Annotated in this window: 17 protein-coding genes, 3 pseudogenes and 2 riboswitches; of the genes and pseudogenes, 8 read left to right on the top strand and 12 right to left on the bottom strand. The window is 41.7% G+C overall.

Features of this window, described 5'->3' with window-relative positions; translation table 11 throughout:
• Nucleotides 1-147 precede the first annotated feature (147 nt).
• From VB732_RS15375 to VB732_RS15335, 9 genes and pseudogenes are all read right to left on the bottom strand, one after another.
• Nucleotides 148-1,167 (bottom strand): glycoside hydrolase family 43 protein, encoded by a 1,020-nt coding sequence (locus VB732_RS15375; RefSeq protein ID WP_323231730.1) that lies wholly within the window; start codon nt 1,165-1,167, stop codon nt 148-150.
• Nucleotides 1,168-1,743: 576 nt separating this feature from the next.
• On the bottom strand, nt 1,744-2,553 hold the full coding sequence (locus tag VB732_RS15370) for a phytanoyl-CoA dioxygenase family protein (RefSeq protein WP_323231729.1): 810 nt from the start codon (nt 2,551-2,553) through the stop codon (nt 1,744-1,746).
• Between the two features lie 443 nt (nt 2,554-2,996).
• Nucleotides 2,997-3,254, bottom strand: a pseudogene (locus tag VB732_RS15365) (zinc ribbon domain-containing protein); the annotation flags it as partial.
• Between the two features lie 150 nt (nt 3,255-3,404).
• Entirely contained in the window at nt 3,405-3,860 is a 456-nt protein-coding gene (locus VB732_RS15360; protein ID WP_323231728.1) for a diacylglycerol kinase family protein, read from the bottom strand.
• Nucleotides 3,861-4,011: 151 nt separating this feature from the next.
• Nucleotides 4,012-4,539 carry an rRNA maturation RNase YbeY gene (gene ybeY / locus VB732_RS15355; RefSeq protein ID WP_323231765.1) on the bottom strand — a complete coding sequence of 176 codons (528 nt, stop codon included), beginning with the start codon at nt 4,537-4,539 and terminating at the stop codon, nt 4,012-4,014.
• 110 nt (nt 4,540-4,649) lie between these two features.
• Complete coding sequence (locus VB732_RS15350; RefSeq protein WP_323231727.1) at nt 4,650-4,805, bottom strand: DUF3285 domain-containing protein; 156 nt, start codon at nt 4,803-4,805, stop codon at nt 4,650-4,652.
• A 206-nt stretch (nt 4,806-5,011) separates the two neighbouring features.
• Nucleotides 5,012-6,134 (bottom strand): peptide chain release factor 2 gene (gene prfB / locus VB732_RS15345; protein ID WP_323231726.1). Its coding sequence is split into 2 segments (ribosomal slippage): nt 5,012-6,061 and nt 6,063-6,134, totalling 1,122 coding nucleotides; the frame shifts between segments, so codons are not numbered across the junction.
• Between the two features lie 118 nt (nt 6,135-6,252).
• Nucleotides 6,253-7,381, bottom strand: a protein-coding gene (locus VB732_RS15340; RefSeq protein WP_323231725.1) for a PCRF domain-containing protein whose coding sequence is annotated in 2 segments (ribosomal slippage) — nt 6,253-7,305 and nt 7,307-7,381 — 1,128 coding nt in all. Because the reading frame shifts where the segments join, the coding sequence is not laid out codon by codon here.
• 131 nt (nt 7,382-7,512) lie between these two features.
• On the bottom strand, nt 7,513-8,241 hold the full coding sequence (locus tag VB732_RS15335; RefSeq protein WP_251959999.1) for a Bax inhibitor-1 family protein: 729 nt from the start codon (nt 8,239-8,241) through the stop codon (nt 7,513-7,515).
• Between the two features lie 532 nt (nt 8,242-8,773).
• On the opposite strand from VB732_RS15335, the gene VB732_RS15330 reads away from it, so the two are divergent.
• Nucleotides 8,774-9,559: an RNA polymerase sigma factor SigF gene (locus VB732_RS15330; protein ID WP_118167949.1), complete on the top strand. Its 786-nt coding sequence runs from the start codon at nt 8,774-8,776 to the stop codon at nt 9,557-9,559.
• Between the two features lie 43 nt (nt 9,560-9,602).
• Here the strand turns inward: VB732_RS15330 and bchD are convergent, their stop codons facing one another.
• Complete coding sequence (bchD, locus tag VB732_RS15325) at nt 9,603-11,636, bottom strand: magnesium chelatase ATPase subunit D (RefSeq protein ID WP_323231724.1); 2,034 nt, start codon at nt 11,634-11,636, stop codon at nt 9,603-9,605.
• Between the two features lie 91 nt (nt 11,637-11,727).
• On the opposite strand from bchD, the gene VB732_RS15320 reads away from it, so the two are divergent.
• The 3 genes from VB732_RS15320 to rnc all read left to right on the top strand — a co-directional run bounded on the left by VB732_RS15320 (nt 11,728) and on the right by rnc (nt 14,234).
• Nucleotides 11,728-12,315: a Uma2 family endonuclease gene (locus tag VB732_RS15320; protein WP_323231723.1), complete on the top strand. Its 588-nt coding sequence runs from the start codon at nt 11,728-11,730 to the stop codon at nt 12,313-12,315.
• A gap of 43 nt (nt 12,316-12,358) precedes the next feature.
• Nucleotides 12,359-12,967, top strand: coding sequence for a hypothetical protein (locus VB732_RS15315; protein ID WP_323231722.1), 609 nt, complete (start codon nt 12,359-12,361; stop codon nt 12,965-12,967).
• Nucleotides 12,968-13,040: 73 nt separating this feature from the next.
• Nucleotides 13,041-14,234, top strand: coding sequence for a ribonuclease III (gene rnc, locus VB732_RS15310; RefSeq protein ID WP_323231721.1), 1,194 nt, complete (start codon nt 13,041-13,043; stop codon nt 14,232-14,234).
• A gap of 58 nt (nt 14,235-14,292) precedes the next feature.
• On the opposite strand, the gene VB732_RS15305 is transcribed toward rnc, so the two are convergent.
• A complete protein-coding gene (locus VB732_RS15305; protein ID WP_323231720.1) occupies nt 14,293-15,483 on the bottom strand; it encodes a HAMP domain-containing sensor histidine kinase in 1,191 nt (396 codons plus the stop codon).
• A gap of 419 nt (nt 15,484-15,902) precedes the next feature.
• Nucleotides 15,903-16,115, top strand: a riboswitch (cyclic di-AMP (ydaO/yuaA leader).
• 97 nt (nt 16,116-16,212) lie between these two features.
• On the opposite strand from VB732_RS15305, the gene ntrB reads away from it, so the two are divergent.
• The 4 genes and pseudogenes from ntrB (at nt 16,213) to VB732_RS15285 (ending at nt 20,028) form a co-directional block, all read left to right on the top strand.
• Nucleotides 16,213-17,130: a nitrate ABC transporter permease gene (gene ntrB / locus VB732_RS15300; protein WP_323231719.1), complete on the top strand. Its 918-nt coding sequence runs from the start codon at nt 16,213-16,215 to the stop codon at nt 17,128-17,130.
• Nucleotides 17,036-17,629: pseudogene (locus tag VB732_RS15295) on the top strand (ATP-binding cassette domain-containing protein); the annotation flags it as partial. The gene ntrB and the pseudogene VB732_RS15295, both read left to right, overlap by 95 nt.
• A 16-nt stretch (nt 17,630-17,645) precedes the next feature.
• Nucleotides 17,646-17,778, top strand: a riboswitch (cyclic di-AMP (ydaO/yuaA leader).
• Between the two features lie 179 nt (nt 17,779-17,957).
• Nucleotides 17,958-18,578: a universal stress protein gene (locus VB732_RS15290; protein WP_323231764.1), complete on the top strand. Its 621-nt coding sequence runs from the start codon at nt 17,958-17,960 to the stop codon at nt 18,576-18,578.
• Nucleotides 18,579-18,690: 112 nt separating this feature from the next.
• A complete protein-coding gene (locus VB732_RS15285) occupies nt 18,691-20,028 on the top strand; it encodes an SLC13 family permease (RefSeq protein ID WP_323231718.1) in 1,338 nt (445 codons plus the stop codon).
• Between the two features lie 338 nt (nt 20,029-20,366).
• Here VB732_RS15285 and VB732_RS15280 read toward each other — a convergent pair.
• Nucleotides 20,367-20,436: pseudogene (locus tag VB732_RS15280) on the bottom strand (high light inducible protein); the annotation flags it as partial.

Raw genomic sequence — 20,436 nt, 5'->3', positions numbered from 1 at the left:
GGGGTGACGCGGATAGTCATGGGAAGCCAGAGGACTGAACATCAAGTTTTGACAGGGGTTTCACGTTAAGTTGACACGTATGAGCAATGCCATGCCCCTACGATAAATCTTTATGTATCAAGATTTTCGTGAATTGGTGTTAAAGAATCAAATTGATTTGGAAGCGATCGCCTGCGGTGTCCAGGTGGGGCCTTCGCAATATGGGCCATCTGGTGTCCAAATGAGTTTATCTAAGCACATTCGCCGTGCATCCATGTTTACATCCCAGGCATGGTAGACAATGTACTCAGTCTGACCATCGGGGCCTACAACGATTGAGTTGTGTCCAGGCCCTTTGACACGATCAGGAAGCGATGGCTCCGCCAACGCCAAGGGCGATCGCAGTACCCGTGGCCCCGTTTCGTTACCCGCATCAGAGTAAGGCCCCATCACACTATCCGCAACACCATAATCTACACCGTAGTCCTCAGTTTCCCAACGCCCACCACTATAAAAGCAATAATATCGACCTTCATGTTTACGGACACAGGGGCCTTCTAAAGTATGCCAATCAAAATGTTCACCATACATCAATCGGTTGGCTAGAAATCGTTGCCAGTCGGAACGTGCCCGTAAGACGACTTTGCCGACACCGCAAAGTTTGGTCATATCTTGGAGCCGATCTACAAAGAGGGCAGTACCAGCCCGCACGCCGCCCTCAGTATCTAAAAAATCACGAGCATAAAATAAATACCACTGCCCATCATCGTCACGGAATGCATGGGGGTCGATGGCGAAGGAGCAAGAATTCGGATCTACAAGTGGTTCACCAACATCTTTATATGGGCCCAAAGGATTATCGCTCATGGCAACACGCAACTGATGATTTTTATCCTCGTGTCCTACAGAGTAGTAGAGGTAAAATTTGCCATTGCAATAAGCAACTTCAGGGGCCCAAAAATTATCGCCAAGAGAGGGGTCTGGCCGCAACAGGGCGTTATCTACAAAATCCCAATTCACGAAATCAAAGGAGCGTAATAGAGGGAAGACACGTAATTTTGCGATTTCGTCTACTGTTCCTTCCGCTTCGGCTGCACCAGTGCCGATCGCGTAGTATACACCCTCAAATTCCCAAACAAAAGGATCGGCAAAATAGCCTTTGTAGACTGGATTGGTATAAGTTAACATCTCGGCACTCGCTATAGCGTGTTAACTCAAATTTTGAAGAAGTGCGATCGCAAAAACAACTATCTTTATGCTGGTTCGTGTTCTTGAATTTTCCCGCATTACTGAATTTGAGTCTGAATGATTCCAAACTCCAAAAATACAAAGCCCTTTCAAAGTGACTAGTAATATCATGTCCGGCAAATTACTTGTGATATGTCATTGCGAATGCAACGAAGTGGAATGTTCGCGTAGCGTCTCGTAGAGATAGCAATCGCAAGGCTTTTGGGATTGCTTCTCTTCGTACCCTGCGGGTTCCGCCCTTGGCGGTACGCAATGACAATTATTTAACCGGACATGATATAAAATCTCTTTTTTTCTCTCTGCGCCCTCCGCGTCTCTGCGGTTCCAAAGTCTTTTATTTAACCACAGAGGCGCAGATAACACAGAGTAAAGAGCTTGCTGATTAAGTAAGTTAGTACTAAAAACCCAAGTATTTACAAAATGTAAACAGGTTTAAAGTCCTTACTAATGACCAATGACAAATGACCAAGGACAAATGACAGCCTTCGCTAGCTACCTTTAATTCCGTCAACTTACTTAATACTTGAAATTTACGTAAGTTTCAACCTTCTCCTTTGGCAACTGTTCTACAACCTGACACCGAATCATCTGCCTTAAATTCTCTGGTAGGCTCTGATAATAGTCTCGTTGGAGAGTCAAATCCACCTTCGGCGTGTGCAACCAATGCATAGCATAGCCCATAACTACCATTGGCCTTGGCTGGTCAGTTCGATTTGGTGAACCCCGATGCAACGCCAAAGGTGTCCGAATCATCGCATCCCCTAGCTCCATATAAAAAGATTCCATCGGAATTTCACCAGTGGCAATTTTCCTTAATCCCTCTTCACGCGGCAAAACATGCGTACCACGCGCCATCTGGAACGGGCCGTTTTCTGCCGTTACTTCCACAAGGGGGAAGTTAACCGCAAGGGCATAGAGTGGCGTTACTATTTGGTCGGAGAATAAAGGGCGATAGTCCCGATGGATTTCTTGATAATCCGAACCTTGTACTGGCAGATCAACTCCCATCTGAACCATCACATATTCCTGAAAAAATACTCGCTCAAGGATACCCATAATCACCGGATTGGCGAAAACTTCCACATTGGCAAAAGGGGAAACCCAAGGCAATGTCAAATAGTAGCGAGCTATTTCACGGGGAGCCAGCCCACCTGGTTGATTTTGGCGCTCTCGGAATAAATTTTCAAAAGCTTTTGCCCACTCACCAATCAATTTTTTATCAAAAAGCCCACGAATCACACAAATTCCGTCTCGATTCAGGTCTTCGGCAAATCGATTTAGGTCGGTAGCTGTATAGTTCGCAACACCGCCTATACTTTGAACCATTTTTTTATCCTCGCCAATTCATGATGTTAAAGTCGAATTTAAATCGCACTCTCAACAGCAGTTCTTTGCAATTGTTCGTCGATAATAGCGCACCATTTCTGGAATTGGCTTATCGAACAGAATTCAGGAGTCAGGAGTCAGAATTCAGCAATGTTTTCTGTGCGAGTGGCGGATGAATAACCGAATCCCCGACTGATTGATTCTGACCGGAGGCGGAGCGTCTCCGGCTCCGCTCCTGAATTCTGACTTCTGAATTCTTCTTCAATAGTTCTTGTAGACTTCGGTTATCCGCAGATCAGGTTTTATTCTGTGGTTGACAGCGCAAACCTGTTAATTAGTTTCTAGGCTTTTCCGGTTGTGAGGTAAGGTGCTGAATTATAAATACAGCAATGGTTCTTAAGGCAGTGAACTGCCCAAATTGTGATACTTTGACACTCCCCGCACTAAAGTGACGGGGATTCTACATTCACAGACTCGCCGTTAGACAGCAGGCTTGCACCAACTGCCCAAGAGGGCAAATCTCCTGTAGCGTAGCTTCCGGTGTGCCCCACCGTAGTTAATCCTAACTTTAGGATGTTAATAGCTGCGTTGATATCTCTATCTCCTACATATCCGCAATGAGGGCAAATATGAGTCCTGGTAGACAGAGATTTTTTGACTTTTTCGCCACAGTTAGAGCAATTTTGGCTTGTGTTATGGGGCAAAAATATGAAGCGGCTATTCTACGACCAGCCACTTCTTAAATTTTGAATTACTTATATGTGTTTTCCGCAGTGGATTGGCTAGAGTGTGATCCTCTTACCAAATCACTTGGCGATGCCTGGGTTGGGCTACGCCTATACAAAGCATATTTACAAAGTCGATATAATTAACTTTACCAAAGGAGGGAGCAATAGCGTACCAGCTACTAGCACGGCTACCAAAGCAGACACAAGGACTGCACCAGCCGCACAATCTTTAGCGATTTTTGCCAATTCATGGTATGTCTGCTTAACGGTTAAGTCCACAAGAGACTCGATCGCTGTATTTAGTAACTCTAATGCCAAAACTAAACCACTAGTTACACCAATTACCGCTATTTCCACCGCTTGCAGATGTAGAAAAACGCTTAAAGCGATCGCTAAAGCGCAAACACTTACGTGGATGCGAAAATTCCGTTGAGTTTGAAAACTATAGCTGATTCCAGCCCAGGCATATTTAAAACTAACAAATAGATTAGAGGCTACTTTCCAGGAAAATTCCCGTTCGTTAGACACCAGTGTTTGTAACGAGGTAGGCGTTGGTGATGGAGAAATTTTTGGGGACATAGACTTAAAAATACAAAGATAGAGTTGCTACAGTGGGAATATTCGCCGATCTTAATGGCAGAATTAACTTTGAGGCAATCTTTAAGCAATTTTCCACAGAAGTATTATAAAAGTATTACCCAAAATTAACATTAAGAACACATAACTACTGCTATTCCATGTCAATAGAAATACCTATTGCGTTCAGCAATCTTACTTGCTGTTTTAACATTCGCCCCAAACTTTCTTCATCAGGATGATCCCAGCCCAACAGGTGTAATAGACCGTGAGATGCTAACCAAGCTAGCTCAGTTGGTAAGCTATGTTCCTGCTGTTGAGCTTGAAACTGTGCCGTATCTACAGACACAATAATATCACCTAAGTATAATGGTACAGATGCAAGCATTTCTTTGCTTTGCGGAAAATCCACTTCTAAAGCAGCAAAAGCTAAAACGTCTGTGGGCTTATTTTGTTGGCGATACTGAGCATTCAGTTCTTGAATTTGCGAGTCGTCTGTCAAACGCAGCCCAATTTCATAACTTGGCGCTGGCGGAATTTGGGGTTGAAGTATTTCTAACCAGTGATTAAACCAATTTTCCCAAGTTTCAGCAGGAATTCGGGGATCAGTGTCCCCCATTTTTACAGATGTTGCCGGGGACAAATCGTAAAAATCATCCTCTACATATAGTTCAACGCTCAGGGGCACACAGTCTCCTAGTCTGAGGTTTATGGTTTTTCGCTAAGACTGTCCTTTGTCATTGGTCGTCTGTCCTTTTAAATATAATTAATGACTAATGACTAATGACTAGTTTAGTGAGTTAGGTAAGCAAGACCAACAAGGAGAGCTAAAAGCCCCACGGCAGTCAATCCAAAATGCTTCAGGGAAGTTGCACCCTTACGCACCATGTTTCGCATGGCGAGTTTTACGTAGCTAGGTTGAGGTTCTGTTGAGGGAGTGTTGCTCATAGTTATTTGTCCACAGACTCTTTTATAACTGTAACAGTTGGTCTGGGATAGAATAGCGATCGCCTGTATTTTGCTAAAAAATTTCTCTGAAAACGCCCTAATAAGAGGAAATGCTAGGCATCGCACCAATATGAAACACTAAAAATAAACAACAAGCGCTAAGTAATATTAAGAATAATTACTTAGCACTTGTAAAGAATCCCAAATTATGGATAAGTGTTTTCTACTAATTTATTTTCTTGGCGCAAATAAGCTTGAATGAATGGATCAAGTTCACCATTCATCACATCGCCAATAGCCGTAGTTTCTGTATTTGTACGTAAATCTTTCACCATCTGGTAAGGGTGAAATACATAGTTACGGATTTGGTTTCCCCAGGAGGCTTCCACCATATCGCCACGAATTTCGGCAATTTCTTGGGCGCGTTGTTCCTTGGCGATGACCAAAAGCTTTGCTTTGAGGCGATTTAGGGCTTTCTCTTTATTTTGCAGCTGCGATCGCTCTTCTGTACAGCGCACGGCAAGGCCAGTAGGAATGTGAACAATCCGCACAGCAGTTTCTACTTTGTTGACGTTTTGGCCACCTTTACCACCAGATCGAGTTGTGGTGATATCCAAATCCTTATCTGGAATATCTAATTGCACAGAGTTATCAATCTGCGGCATTACTTCCACCCCTGCAAAACTGGTTTGTCGCTTACCGTTGGCATTAAAAGGTGAAATCCGCACTAAGCGATGTGTACCCATTTCCGATCGCAAGTAACCATAAGCATAGCGACCAGTAATTTCTAGGGTTGCCGATTTAATTCCGGCTTCATCACCCTCCGACTCTTCAGCTAAAGTTACCTTATAGCCGTGAGCTTCGCCCCAACGGGTGTACATCCGCATCAGCATAAATGCCCAGTCTTGAGCATCTGTGCCACCAGCACCAGCACTAATCGTCAGTACAGCACCTTCTGCATCATAGGGGCCGGAAAGTAACTGTTGTAACTCCCACTGATCCAGGTCACGATTCAGTTTAGTGATGGTAGATTCTGCTTCTTGGAGTAGTGCCTCATCGGTTTCTAACTCCAACAACTCAACAACTGCCTTAGTATCTTCTAGATTGGCGTGCCAGCGATCGTATTGCTGGAGGTGGGCTTTCAGGTCGTTGAGTTCTTGCAGGGTTTGTTGAGCCTGGGTTTGCTCATTCCAAAATTCTGGTTGAGCGGATATTTTTTCGAGGTCTTGAATTTTGGCTGTCAGTGCAGGTACGTCAAAGATAGTCCTGGGTTTTACCCAGGCGGCCAGACAACGTTTCGATTTCGCGTTTGAGTTCTAGGACATCCATAATGCTTGCTGAATGATAGATAGAGCGCTTTGGATTGGAAAATTGCTCTTTTTATGTTTCTTGATTTTAGCTGTAGTTGGGCAAATTTTTTCTGCACAACTTGTATAGGTTACAAAAGTTACTTGAAATTATCAAGCACTTTCTTATCCTCTGAAGTAGTGAGATATAGCTGTTGCAGATAGGCTTTGATAAACAAATCAATTTTACCGTCTAATACCTCTGTCGCAACAAGTGTTTCTACATTGGTACGTAAATCTTTCACCTTGGTGTAAGGATGCAAGATATATTCACGGATGAGCTTGTTGGATAGAGCTTTTATCTGTCGGCGTTGATTTTTGTCAATCTGGACACCTTGGGCTAGTGCGAGCGCAAACAGTTTACTCTTGAGAATAGCTAAGGCTTTCTCTTTGTTTTGCAGCTGGCTACGCTCTTGGTTACAAGATACACTGATCCCAGTAGGAATGTGAACCATCTTTACCCATGTTTCTGTTCGGTTAACATTCCCCCGATGGCGATAAAAAGTAATTTCCAAATCCTTCTCTGGAATCTCAAAATCAATAGACTCATCCAATATTGGGATAACTTCTACACTAGCTAAACTCGTTCGCAAGCTGTTAGCAGCATCAAAGGGCGATATTTGCTCTAGTTGATGTGTGCCTGTTTCTGATTTGAGGTAGCCGTATGCATAACGACCGATAATTTCCAAGGAGGCAGATTTAATTCCAGCTAAATCCCCGCAAGATTCTTCCACTAAAAGGATTTTGTAACTGTTGCTTTCTCCCCATTTAGAGTACATTCGTAGCAGCATATATGCCCAATATTGAGCATCTGCACCACCAACCCCAGCAGTAATAGTGAGAAATGCACCTTTTTGGTCGCAGGGACTGGACAGTAATTGTTCTATTTCTACTGTTTCGAGTTCTTGCTGGAGTTGGGTAAGGTTGGTTTGCGCCTCTAGCAACAATTCTTCATCAGCAGATAATTCTAGTAGTTCTAGTGCAGCCTTGATATCTTCTAGAATGAAGTGCGATCGCTGATATTGTTTCTTTGTAGCGTTGAGGAATTCAATTTCTTCAAGTATCTGATAGAAAGTGGCAGAATTATGCCAGAAAGCAGCTTGAGAAATCAATTGATTCAACTCTTCAATTCTTGCACTTAGTTCTGTCAGGTCAAAGACAGCCTTCAGCCTTGGTCAAGATATTAGACAATCTTTCTACTTCAATTTTTATATTTAAGAGTTCAAGCATAGTTTTGCTCACTTGAGGCTTAACTTATCCACATATTCTACTGTTAAACAAATAAAAAAACCGTGGTTGCTAAAAATTTAACCACGGTTTTTACTTTATAAAACTTGACTTGTGTTAGCGTCTACAGACAATTAATCGCGGCCATTGATAGCAATTAGCAACCGCAAGATAAAGACAAACAAGTTGATGTAAGTGAGGTACATCGACAAAGCAGCAGGCAGATATTGGTCATCGCTGTAAGTGCGGGGCAAGATGTAGAAATCGACAACAGAAACCCCAACAAACAGAAATACTCCTAAACCGGAGATGGCAATTTCTAACCAATTTGGCGTGTAAACACCAAACATGGCAAAGCCGAATTGGGCGAGGCACACAACCACCAAGGCAATAACGCCGAGATTGATGGTTTTCGTCAAAGCCATCCCATCTTGTTCAGAAAGATTTGAACCAATTTGACGGGCAGCTATAAAGGTGACACCACAACCAAGGGCAGCTAAACCAATGCCTTGAATGCCAACACCTTGGGATCTCAAGGCGACGAATATCAAGCCACTGAGAGTATATCCAGACAAGAGGCTATAGGTTGCCAACAGGGGTAGTGCAAGTCCCTTGTTACCTTTTTGGGCAACATTTTGGGCAACAAAGAACAAAATTAACTCCACAATCACCGCACCAATGAAGGTGGGGAAGAATATTTCGGGGTTAGTACGGATAACTCCCAAACCGCCGTAGGTTCCTAATGCCGTTAGCACCAAACCACCACCGACGTAGGGGAGGGCGTTGGCAATCACGTTAGGGCCAACAAGGGCGTGAGATTTAGCCTCACGGATAGCTTCACGAAAATTACTGGTATTGCTCATATTGAAAAACTGTTTTTTAGGAAAACGTTGTGCTTATTCCTATTGTTACCAATCTTTGCGGTTAACAGCCAACGATTTAATATTGTTGCCAAATCTGAAGGGCGGCTTTGTTGTTGAAAATTAGAGTTGTCAGTTTTTGAGGATTTCACAGCATCTTTAGTACTGATAGCACACTCTTTACCCTTGATTGCAAGCTATTTTGCGATTAATTCAGTACCGATCCACTTGCACTCAGTATGACGGATGACTATTAGGTAAGTTATGCATTTTTCAGCATAAATAGCTAGTTTTTGTTGCAAAAGCTAAAGATTATTTACCATTCAACAGTTATATAAAAAGCAAAAATAACCTGTAACAGAGATGTTCGCAAAATCATGCGTACAAACACTGAATTATGGAGTTAGACCCCTCATAAGTTCAGTGAAACGACGATGGCTTATTCTTCCCTGACTAAGCAAAATAATAACAGCTTAGAAGAAAATATACGCAACTCCATTTTCCCAGGAATAGGAGTTACAACAAAGGAATGTATATGGCAGCAAGTGAGTCCTCTTTACGAACTGATGGTATAGAATTATTACACTTGTACCACCAGAATCCTTCTATTAAACTTCGTAATAAACTTGTACAGTTACATACCGGCTTAGTACGGAAGATGGCTCATAAATTTAGCCATCAATGTAATGAACCTTATGAAGATTTAGAACAAATTGGTTATTTTGGTTTGATTAGGGCTATTGAGCGTTTCGACCCTAGCCAAGGATATGCTTTTAGTTCCTTTGCAGTGCCATACATTCGCGGTGAGATGCTGCACTTTTTGCGCGATCGCAGTACTCTATTAAAAATTCCCCGTCGTTGGCAAGAATTATATAATGAAGGGCAAAAAATTCGCAAGGACTTGGCAATGTCTTTAGGTCGCCAGCCCAAGGATGCTGAAATTGCCAGCCATCTCCGGGTATCTGTACAAGAATGGCAAGAAACCAAGTTAGCTGCTCAAAATCGGATGCCTTTAAGTTTAGATGCAACCGCAGTTAACTATGTTGATTGCCAAATAACCTTGGGTGAAGCACTTCCTTGTCCTCGTTCTCATGTTCTTTTACAACAAGAAGAAGAACGCCAACAACTGCAAGGTGCAATCAATATGTTGGAAGAAAAGCCCCGGATGGCGGTTGAAATGGTCTTTTTGAAGGAACTTTCTCGCAAGGATGCTGCTAAAAACATTGGTACTAGTCCAATGACAGTAACACGGTATCTGCAAAAGGGAATTCAAGATTTGATTTGCTATTTACAACCACAGGTAATGCCTACTGGCTCGTAGTCGTGCTAAGTCAAAAATCCAATGACTAATGACTAATGACTAATTATCTAGATTTTAAATCAGCGATCGCACCTTTGGTCATAGCAGCAATAGCTTGATCTGTCGCTTTTGGCAAATGATAATATTTACCGCCTGCTGTTTGCGATAATTCCTTAGCAAAGCCAGTAGACACAAATTTACTTTCCGTATCAATTACTAATAGTTGCATCCCCAAAGCACGAATTCTGGCAGCAATTTCTAATAATTCTCCTTTGATATCTGGCTTTTCTCCTGGTTCTAGCTGTTCACCCAAAGAACGCGCTAAGGGAATATTACCCCGCCCATCGGTGATTGCTACAAGGACAACTTGCCCAATATCTCCACTCATCTGAGCATTTAAGCCGACGCGCACAGCTTGAGTTAAACCATGTGCTAAGGGCGAACCCCCACCACAGGGCAACCTTTCCAAACGGTTACGCGCTAAGGCAATAGAACGTGTTGGAGGCAATAATACCTCTGCCTGTTCTCCCCGGAAAGGAATTAATGCTATTTGATCGCGGTTTTGATAAGCTTCTGTTAACAATTGCATCACTGCACCTTTAGCCGATTGCATTCGATTCAGGGCCATTGAGCCAGAAGCATCTACCACAAACACTACCAACGCCCCGGCTTTACGTACCAAGCGTTTCGAGCGAATATCAGGCTGTTCGACAATAACTTTTCTATCTGGTTGCCTTTGTCTGCGTGCTTTTTGATAAGGAGCCGCAGCTCTCAGCGTGGCATCTACTGCAATGCGTCGCGCTTTCCCCTTGGGTAACATTGGCTTAATGTAGCGTCCCCTGTCATCGGAAAATATGACACTGCGACTACCAGATTTACCTTGCCGCTTCGCCATTTGAGTAAAATACAGCACGTTGTCATCAAGAATTACCCCTTCTGGATCAAAGATAAATTCTTCCGGGATGTCGGGAGGTTCTTGCTCTTGATTTTCTTCCTGTTCTTCTTGTTCTTCTTGTTCCTCTTCTGATTCGTCTTGGGGTTCTTCTTGATTCTGTTGGGGTGGGGGTGGAGGCGGTGGTGGTGCTTGATCTGGTGGCGGTGTCTGCACAACTGTAGCTCGTGGTACAATCACCAATTCCACGGCACGGCGCAAATCTTCGGCATTAACTGTTGTTCGTCCCTCCAAAGCCGCAGCAGCTTTGGCAACCCGCGCAGCGAATAACTCGGCGCGATGTCCCTGAACTCCTCCACGAATGGACTCATCGACTAAGTAGGCAATTTGTTCGTGGGTGATGATTACCTCTTTCAACCATTCCCGCGCCAAGATAATTTGGGTTTTGAGTGAGTCTAAATCTTCGTTGTACTGTTTGAGAAAGTCTTGGGGAGATTTAGAATAAGCGATCGCTTGTTCAACTGCTTCTACTCTTTGATCTAAGCCGAGTACACCGTCAGCAGAGAGTGCGATCGCAATTCTATCTAATAAATGCTCCCGTAATCCGCCTTCTTCTGGGTTGTAGGTGGCAATAAATAGGGATTTGCACGGATGCTGAAAACTAATCCCTTCCCGTTCAATCTGGTTGCGTCCTTCAGATAATACTGTTAGAAGCTGATTTGATATTTGGTCATCTAATAAATTAATTTCATCTACGTACAGTACACCCCGATTTGCTGTAGCGAGTAATCCAGGCTGAAAAATGGTATCGCCTTGTTTTACCGACTTTTCAACATCTACTGAACCTAATAGTCGGTCTTCAGTGATACCTAGAGGAATTTGCAAAAAAGGCGCGGGAATGATTTCGACGGGAACATCTTGAATGTCTTTGTCTGCGTACTCCGCCAAAAGTTGATCGTCCCATTCTTCTGGGTGGTTGGGGTCACAATTACTGATTGAACCTTTGACAACTTCAATGGGCGGTAGTAGAGCGTGGATAGCACGAGCCATTACAGATTTTGCCGTACCGCGACGACCTGCGATCGCTACTCCTCCCAAACCAGGATCAACGGCTGCTAACAGCAAGGCTAATTTAATTGCTTCTTGACCGACTACGGCTGTCAAGGGAAAGGCAGTTATCGTGGGGTTGATAGTAGGCGCAGGCATTGTTTGCTTTCATAGCGAGTCTCGGCCTTTAGCATACCAATTTCTGACACATTTAGAATAAGGATTATGGCAAAGAGAGAAAGGTAAGGTTATGAGTATTGCTCAGGCTAAACGCTTCACACTGGATGAATACCACAGGCTTGGAGAATTGGGCTTTTTCCATGAAGATGACCACATTGAATTAATTAATGGGGAAATTATTGAAATGGCATCCAAAGGTACAGCCCATGAAACTTGTTTAAGGAATTTGTGGAAGCAACTCCCAAAAATTGTAGGAGATAGGGCAACTTTGCAATCTCAAGCCCCGATTACTTTACCACCTAAGAGCGAACCAGAACCTGATTTTGCGATTGTTCAAAACCGAGATGATAATTATTTATCGGCTCATCCTAAACCGACTGATGTGTTATTGGTGATGGAGGTTTCCGATTCCTCTTTAGCTTATGACCAAGATGTGAAAATCCCTCTCTATGCTAAAGCGGGTATTACTGATTATTGGATATTGAATTTATTCGATAATTATTTGGAAGCTTACAGTGAACCATATCAGGATAGTCAAGACAGATATGGTTATTCAAATAAGCGAATTTTCTTGTCAAATGAGATAATAACTTTTCCTTGCTTCCCTGATTTATCTCTTGATTTAGCTAAGGTGTTTCCGCCAAAGCTGAATTTTTAAACTTTGTTATAGTATTCAGTCATAAGACAAAGGAGTAAGTTTTATGGCTTATAGTGATTTTAAACTTATTGAAGTTATTGATTCTTTTGGGTTAGTTATCCACGAATCATCTGGACTATTCGCAAATGTGCAAGAGCAAGAGTGTAGTGATTTATTATCTACTATTCTGAGGGAAAATGTTGATTTAGCAGTAGCGATAAGTTCCGAAAAAGCTCGAAGTGAAATGATAATAAGTCCAATTTTATTAGAAATTAGACGCAAATTTAATTATGAAATAAGCTTTTTTTCTGGAGTTGATTTTACTGTTGATAGCCAACGAGGATTAAATGGTTTTTGCGATTTTATTTTGAGTCTTTCTTCGGAGCAGTTGCTTGTCCGCAGTCCGGTGATTGTCTTAGTAGAAAGTAAAAATGAGAATTTGAGGTCTGGTTTAGCCCAATGTATTGCCGAAATGGTAGCGGCTCAGTTATTTAACGAGAGAGGTGGAAATCAAATCAAAGCTATATATGGTGCTGTTACTATCGGTACTATCTGGCAATTTCTCAAGCTTGAAGGCAATGTAGTCTCGATTGATTTGAGTGAGTATTATATTAGGGATATTAAGAGAATTTTAGGTATTTTGTATGGTGCGATCGCGCAAAGTAAGGTATAAATTATTTATTAATTTGAATATTATTGACACGGCTATTTAGTTCTTCTAGTAACTATATAAATAAAATACCTCAATGGCTATTAGTAATCGCAACAGAATCGAGAGTGCATTAATTTCTTTAAATCAGGGTCTGCACCCCTATTTTGAACAGGAAATGCGGAAAGTCCACGGTGAAGGCTGGCTGAAAATAGCCATATCCTGTCTTTCAGATAACCAAAGTTTAAAGCGTAACCCAGAAGACATACTGCACGATGATATTTCTGAATTACTAAAAGTAATAATCGGACAGTGGAATCAGGTCTTTAAAAGAAAACTGGGTCATGGAGAACGTGCGTTAGTTAGCGAAATTATTGAAGTTCGCAACAAATGGGCGCATGAAATTAATGGAAAGCGTTTCTCTACTGATGATACTTATCGCGCACTTGATAGTATTGCTAGACTTCTCAAAGCTATTTCAGCATCAGAAGCAGATATTGTAGAAAAGCACAAGCAAGAAGTTCTGCGATCTCTTTCTCCAAAACAAGCCGAAGAAGTTCGCATCAGAGAAAGCTTAGATGAACTACTAATACAATTGCCTTTTCAAGATGCATCTTTCCTGCTTCGCGCACTCACTCACACATCGTATATGCATGAAAACCCTAATTCAGGTGAAGATAATGAGCGACTTGAGTTTCTGGGTGATGCCTTACTAAATTTTTTAAGTGGTGAGTATCTTTATCGTCGATATCCTGAGAAAAAAGAGGGCGAACTAACACCTTTGCGTTCTCGGCTAGTGGATAAGCCGCAGTTAGCAAAATTTGCTGTTAGTTTAGACTTGGGTAAATGGATACGGCTAGGTAATGGTGCAGAAAAAGATGGAGGACGCACACAATCTAGATTGCTCAGTAACACTTTTGAAGCGATTATCGGTGCGTATTTTTTAGATTCGGGAACTGAGTCAGTACGAGATTTTGTAGAACCATTGTTTGATTCAGTCATAGCTGAAAACCTATCCATCTCTCATAAGTCTGATAGTAACACCAACAATTTTGTAATTGTAGACTCAAAAAATCGCTTTCAGGAATGGGTGCAACGCAACGTTACCCCCACTCCCCCTAAATATTTCACAGAACAAATAGGTGGCCCTTCTCATGCACCAGAATTTATAGCCAAAGTATTGGTAGATGAAAAAATTTATGGCGAAGGTAAGGGACGCAATAAGAGAGATGCAGAGAAAGCTGCTGCTGAAGATGCACTAGCTGATTTGAAAAAAAAAGGTTTGTTGTAAAAATGTTTTTTGATTTCACGCAAAGGTGTAGACAATAATTTTATGTCTTGGCGCGAAATCAACTCTCTATTTGTAAGGGGAAAATTACAGTGAAAGTAGAACCAACTCCCACTTCAGAAACTAGGTTAATTGTACCTTGTAGTAATTTTACTAACCGCGAAACGATCGCTAGCCCCAATCCTGTACTATCGGGTAGATAGGGACGATCGCTAAAACTGACGCGAAAGTAAGGTTCAAATATCTGGGCTTGGTTTTCTGGTGCAATGCCAATTCCTGTATCAGAAACTGCGATCGCACATCTCTGATTCTCCAATACCTGACACATTATAATAATAGTCCCCGACTCTGTATAGCGAATCGCATTACTAATAAGATTTGTAACAATTTGTTGGCATTGAAAGGGATCTGTGATCAATTCTTCGGGAGCGCGATCGCAATCTACTAGGACTTTTAAATTTTTCCCAGAAGCTAAAGGTTCCAACATTTCACAGACATTATTGATTAATTCACGCACATCGGTGGGTGCTAGCTGGAGTTTTATTTGCCCTGCCTCATACCGCGAAAGTTCTAGTACATCATTGATCAAGTGGAGTAACTGTCTCCCATTGCGTAGTACCCGCTCAATATGTTCGAGATTAGCAGAGGTGTCTTTTATCTCAGTCTTTCGTCGTTGTTGGCGTAAAAATAGATCAGAGTAACCAATAATGGAAGTTAGGGGATGCTTCAATTCGTGGGCTAGCTGCGAAAGATACTCTTGATTTGCGCTCATCAAGCGCGTGAGTTCTTCATTATGGAGCGTTAGCGATGACTGCAACTGCTGTAATTCTCCTAAGCGTTGCTCAACATAACTCTTAAAACACCGAGCGATCGCTTCGTCTATGATAGCGTCAATTAAACGCATAGAACGAATTATTTCTACAGGTGTTCCCTCCATTAAATCTGGTTGTAGAGCATCAAATATTACTGTTCGCAACAGATGATATTCTCTGGCTATTTCTGCTGGATCGTAACCTTGTTCTGCTCGAATAGCTCCATGCTGAAAGCTGGCAGTAACTATCGACTGAATATCATTATCCTGAGATTTTGAAAGCACTGTCACCATTGCTTGCAAAACATCAGGGACATGATCCTTTACTGCTGTATAAGATAAGTCATCAGCACTTTCAATCCGCCTATCCTTGCGAACTGCTGTAACCCATTTATCTATGATGATGTTCCTTTTTTCAGCCAGTACTTGACTAAAATCCATTATGTTAAAATTCAGCTAAGAGATAGATGAGCAAACTGCCATATCCAATTAGTTTAGCGAGTGCAGAGGGTTTTTACCAAGTGTAGGAGTTTAATTCACCTACCAAAAGGAATAGATATTAAATGTTATTTTATTAGCTGATTAACTAACCGCATATAAAACTCTCCCAGTATAATCCAGCTTAAAATTAAGAAATATTAATTAAATATGTAACGACCTTGATGCTTGATTAAACTATATTATTTAGCTTTCTAGGCAATGATTTCGCTCAAAATCCAATCACAAATACGAGTTACAATTATTACCAAAACCTAAATATAAATGCTTAATTTTGGCATAAAATCTAACTGCACTTATCATAAGATAGATGGCTTTTACTGAGCATCAATGTTATATTGTGCATAATTTAGTAATCCATTAGAGTAAGTCAGCTTAATCCAGCGTGTCACAGTGCATAACGCTGGAGCGGAGGAACCAAATTGTGGGGCGTATCTGATAAAAAGTGAGGAGTTAAAAGTGAGAAGTGAAGAGTTAACTCAGCACTCAGCACTCGGTACTCAGCACTCTAAAAAGAAGGGCATCTCTCAGCCCTAGCCCGTCAGCTAACTTCGTAGGCATTGAGAGGAGACTGAAGAGACGGCATTTTTATAATGTTCCGATCTCATCGGTGTCCAAGGCTGGTACTGCTCGGATTTTTTGTACCTGCACTTAAATCTGTTGAGGTCGTAAATGATATTTCAATTAAATTTGGCCGCGATCGCTGCGATCGCTGGACAAGCTGCGTGGAAAAAGACAAAACCTGTAATTGTCAGGGATGTCTTCTTTCTACCTGTGTTGGGGTTTTTGGGAATAATTGTGTTGTGGTGGATTATTGCACTTGCCAACCATGAATTAATGCCCACTCCTCCAGAAGCGCTAATCGCTAATTTAGACTACATCTTAAATCCCTTCTACCAGCAAGGCCCAGGCAACTTAGGAATTGGTTGGCTATTGATCGCAAGTTTGCGCCGGGTATTAATAGGTTTTTTATTAGGTGCGGTAGTAGCAATTCCTCTAGGCTTTCTAATTGGCATGTCTAGATCGGCAATGCTAGCACTCAATCCGATCATTCAAATTTTTAAACCTGTATCGCCCTTAGCTTGGCTACCCATCGCCTTAGCAATTTTCAATTTGGCAGATCCTTCAGCCATTTTTGTCATCTTTATTACCTCTTTGTGGCCAACAATTATTAATACCGCTTTAGGAGTTTCTAGCGTTCCCAAAGATTATTTAGATGTGGCACGAGTGCTAGAAATGCCTCGTTGGAGAAGGATTACAAAAATCATTTGGCCTGCAAGTTTACCGTATATTTTTACAGGTTTACGAATTAGTTTAGGTATAGCTTGGCTGGTAATCGTCGCCGTGGAAATGCTTACAGGTGGTATTGGTATCGGCTTCTTTGTGTGGGATGAATGGAGTCGCTTAAACCTGAGTTCAGTCTTTTTAGCTGTGTTGGTAATTGGTGTAACTGGTTTAATTCTGAATTACGCCGTGGGCAAAATCGAAGAATTAGCGTCAGCCAGGAGCCGAAAGGATGATGGTATTTCAGAACTATTCATTGTTACCTTGGTTAACTGTGCGAGAGAATATCCGTTTAGCTGTGGATGAAGTGCTAAAAAATGCTAATAGGGCTGAAAAAATTAGCATTGTAAATGAACACTTGGCAATGGTAAACTTGACGGCGGCGGCTGACAAATATCCTGATGAAATCTCTGGAGGTATGAAACAACGAGTAGGTATTGCCAGAGCTTTAGCAATTCGTCCTAAAATATTGCTGATGGATGAATCTTTTGGCGCACTAGATGCGCTAACTCGTGGCAAATTGCAACGGCAGGTATTGGATATTTGGGAAAATAATCGTCAAGCAGTGATGATGATTACCCACGATGTAGACGAAGCAATTTATATGTCCGATCGCATTGTCTTGATGACCAATGGCCCAGCTGCTAATATAGGAGAGATTTTAGAAGTTCCTTTTGAGCATCCACGCGTTAGCGAAGCTCCTCTGAAAGAGGCTCGCGCCGCCATGCGAAACTCAAAAGAATATTTTGAACTCCGCAACCACGCCCTGAACTTCCTCGATCGATATTTTGCCCAAGACGAGTAAATTAGATTATCATTTTTTTAGTGGGTAGCCTAATTCAAATTCATGAAAGCTGGATTTGGAACGGAGGAACCAATGTTTGGGGCTAATCTAACGAGAGACACCTTCCAGTCTTAGCCCGTCAGCTAACTCCGTAGGCAATGGAAGGAACCCCCAAGATTTTGGCTGTAATACAGTTATTATTGGGGTTTCCTTGACTAATTTAAGATTTGAAGCTTTGGTTATCGTCACTCAATCTAAAATCCAAAATCCAAAAATCTAAAATTTGTCCCCCTGCCTCTCATTACTAAATCATTTCATTGGGAGAAGTAAAGCTGTGCAAATTAAGCCAATGTTAGCACGTCTGCAAAGTGCCGTAGGTCGAGATGACTTAATTGAACAAATGGTATTAGTACCAGAACCAAAAGAACCTTTTTCTAAAAAACCTCAAAGAGAAAAGGCAGTTAATTTAATTGTTGCATACAACGCATCTCCTAACAGTCATACGGCGCTAGATATTGCTTTTTGGATTGCTCATCAAACACGTTTAGCGACTAATGCAGAAGTCACAGTTCAAGCCGTTTATGTGATAGAAGATAATCAAAGCAGCCAGTATTCAAATATCCTAACCTTTCCAGAACAACAGCTTCAATTAGAATGTCAAGTCAGTGAAATATCAAAGTCTGCCACACAGGTATTAACTCAACCCCAATTGCAGACAGTGGTAACTCCCCTACAACAAGCAGATATAATTCTCTGGCAAGCCCGAAGTCTGGCTGAAGAATGGCAAGGTTCTTTTAAATCTCATTTGCGGTTTGGCAGCATTTCCGCAGAACTTCACAAAGTTGTTGAATCAGAAGCCGCCGATATTCTATTTCTCGGTTGTAAATCTGTTAACCATCCGATGATTGAGGGATTAGGTTCCAATTTTCCCTGCGCTGTTTTGGGTATTCCCAGTTGCATTGATGAATAATCACTATTCAGAATTTCAGTAATTTTATCCAATTGTAATCATAGAAAAGTCGCCTAGTTATAGGTGGCTTTTTTCGCTACCATGCAACCAATAAAACTTCGGGAGGAAAAATGTGGAAAATTGGCAAGCCATTCTCAGTATTATTACATTTATCAGCGTCATTATTTTAGTAATGACAGAATGGGTACATCTCACCATCGCGGCATTATTGGGAGCATTATTATTAGTTTTTACCAACGTCATGACTTTAGAAGAAGCTGTTGGTTATATCGGCAACAGTCATGGAACACTAGGTTTATTCTTTGGAGTTATGGTGCTAGTTAGGGCTTTTGAACCTACCAAGATATTTGATTATTTAGCAACTCAAATAGTACTCTTGGCTAAGGGACAAGGCAAGCGTCTATTACTCGGTATTGTGGCTATTGTGACACCCATTTGTGCAGTTTTACCAAATGCCACAACAGTAATGTTGTTAGCGCCTTTAATTCCACCAATGGCGCAGGAAGTTGGGATAAATTTCGTACCCTTGTTAATTTTAATGGTATTTGTTGCTAATAGTGCCGGACTCCTAACTTTAGTTGGAGATCCAGCTACCTTTATTGTTGGTGATGCTGTGAATATCAGCTTTACAGATTATTTATTGAAATTGAGTTTAGGAGGAGTAATTGCCGTTGCTATAGTAATTGCAACACTACCATTTTTATTTCGTAAAATTTGGAATACCCAGTTAGATAATTTAGAAGAACTGCCACATCCACAAATCAATCATCCACGAGCTTTAAGCTTTGGTGCAGTTATAGTATTTTTCGTCCTGCTATTTTTTGTCGTTGGAGAAACTCTACCAGTTCCGGTTTCGCCTGCTGCCGCAGCTTTGTTAGGAGCAGCTTTGGCTTTGCTTTTATCTCATCATAGCAAAATTGATTCAGTTAACAACATTTTGCGGGATGTGGACTGGAGTACATTAATATTTTTTATGAGTATTTTTGTGTTAATTGGAGGGCTAGAAAAAACAGGTGTAATTAATGGTTTATCAGGAATATTTGCAGCAATTATAGGAAAAAATATTATCCTGGGTTCGCTAGTTTTGTTATTTTTTGTCGGTATATTGTCTAGCGTAGTGCCCAATATACCTTTAGTGGTGGGGATGGTTCCCTTGCTTAAACAATACATCGTTACTGTGGGATTAGCACCCGCAGAAGTTTTAGCACAAGACTTTCAGGGGCAGTTTCCCCCAGAAGTGTTGCCGCTTTTTTATGCGATGATGTTTGGTGCAACTTTGGGAGGTAATGGCACATTAGTAGGTGCATCATCTAATATCGTAGCCGCCGGTATTTCTGAGCAGCATGGAAGGCGTATCTCGTTCAAAACTTTTTTACACTATGGTATTCCAGTGATGCTATTGCAACTGGTAGCTTCGGCTTTGTATGTGTTGGTTCGCTTTTTGCTTTAGATAGGGAAACACCAAAGTAATTCGTAATTACAATTAGTGGTAGCTTTTGGACTTCTCACTGATAACGATAATAAAATTTATTTATGCTGGGTTTCACCGTGGTTCAAGCCAACATGAACGTAGAGCAAACGTTGGGTTTCGTTCCTCAACCCAACCTACAGATATTAGAAGTGTTTAACTGAACCTGATATTATGTGTCATTGCGAATGCAACGCAGTGGGATGAAGCAATCACAAGGGTTTGGAGATTGCTTCTCTTCCAGGCGCTCCGCGAACACTCCGTTCGCAATGACAGTTGTTCAGCCGGACATGATATTACTTATCAATCCTGATCTGTTGCTAATAACTAATTAGGTGTAGTACGTCACGAAGAACGCTATAGCCAGCCAAATCCCATAACAGATAGGCC

This window comes from Nostoc sp. UHCC 0252, assembly GCF_034931145.1.
Taxonomy (GTDB): Bacteria; Cyanobacteriota; Cyanobacteriia; order Cyanobacteriales; family Nostocaceae; genus Nostoc.
Note: the sequence above shows the minus strand (reverse complement) of the source record. Positions and strands in the feature narration are given on the sequence as shown.

Coding starts and splice junctions, on each gene's coding strand:
- VB732_RS15375 (WP_323231730.1), bottom strand. CDS start 1,167: ATGTTAACTTATACCAATCCAGTCTACAAAGGCTATTTTGCCGATCCT.
- VB732_RS15370 (WP_323231729.1), bottom strand. CDS start 2,553: ATGGTTCAAAGTATAGGCGGTGTTGCGAACTATACAGCTACCGACCTA.
- VB732_RS15360 (WP_323231728.1), bottom strand. CDS start 3,860: ATGTCCCCAAAAATTTCTCCATCACCAACGCCTACCTCGTTACAAACA.
- VB732_RS15350 (WP_323231727.1), bottom strand. CDS start 4,805: ATGAGCAACACTCCCTCAACAGAACCTCAACCTAGCTACGTAAAACTC.
- VB732_RS15335 (WP_251959999.1), bottom strand. CDS start 8,241: ATGAGCAATACCAGTAATTTTCGTGAAGCTATCCGTGAGGCTAAATCT.
- VB732_RS15330 (WP_118167949.1), top strand. CDS start 8,774: ATGGCAGCAAGTGAGTCCTCTTTACGAACTGATGGTATAGAATTATTA.
- bchD (WP_323231724.1), bottom strand. CDS start 11,636: ATGCCTGCGCCTACTATCAACCCCACGATAACTGCCTTTCCCTTGACA.
- VB732_RS15320 (WP_323231723.1), top strand. CDS start 11,728: ATGAGTATTGCTCAGGCTAAACGCTTCACACTGGATGAATACCACAGG.
- VB732_RS15315 (WP_323231722.1), top strand. CDS start 12,359: ATGGCTTATAGTGATTTTAAACTTATTGAAGTTATTGATTCTTTTGGG.
- rnc (WP_323231721.1), top strand. CDS start 13,041: ATGGCTATTAGTAATCGCAACAGAATCGAGAGTGCATTAATTTCTTTA.
- VB732_RS15305 (WP_323231720.1), bottom strand. CDS start 15,483: ATGGATTTTAGTCAAGTACTGGCTGAAAAAAGGAACATCATCATAGAT.
- ntrB (WP_323231719.1), top strand. CDS start 16,213: ATGATATTTCAATTAAATTTGGCCGCGATCGCTGCGATCGCTGGACAA.
- VB732_RS15290 (WP_323231764.1), top strand. CDS start 17,958: ATGTTAGCACGTCTGCAAAGTGCCGTAGGTCGAGATGACTTAATTGAA.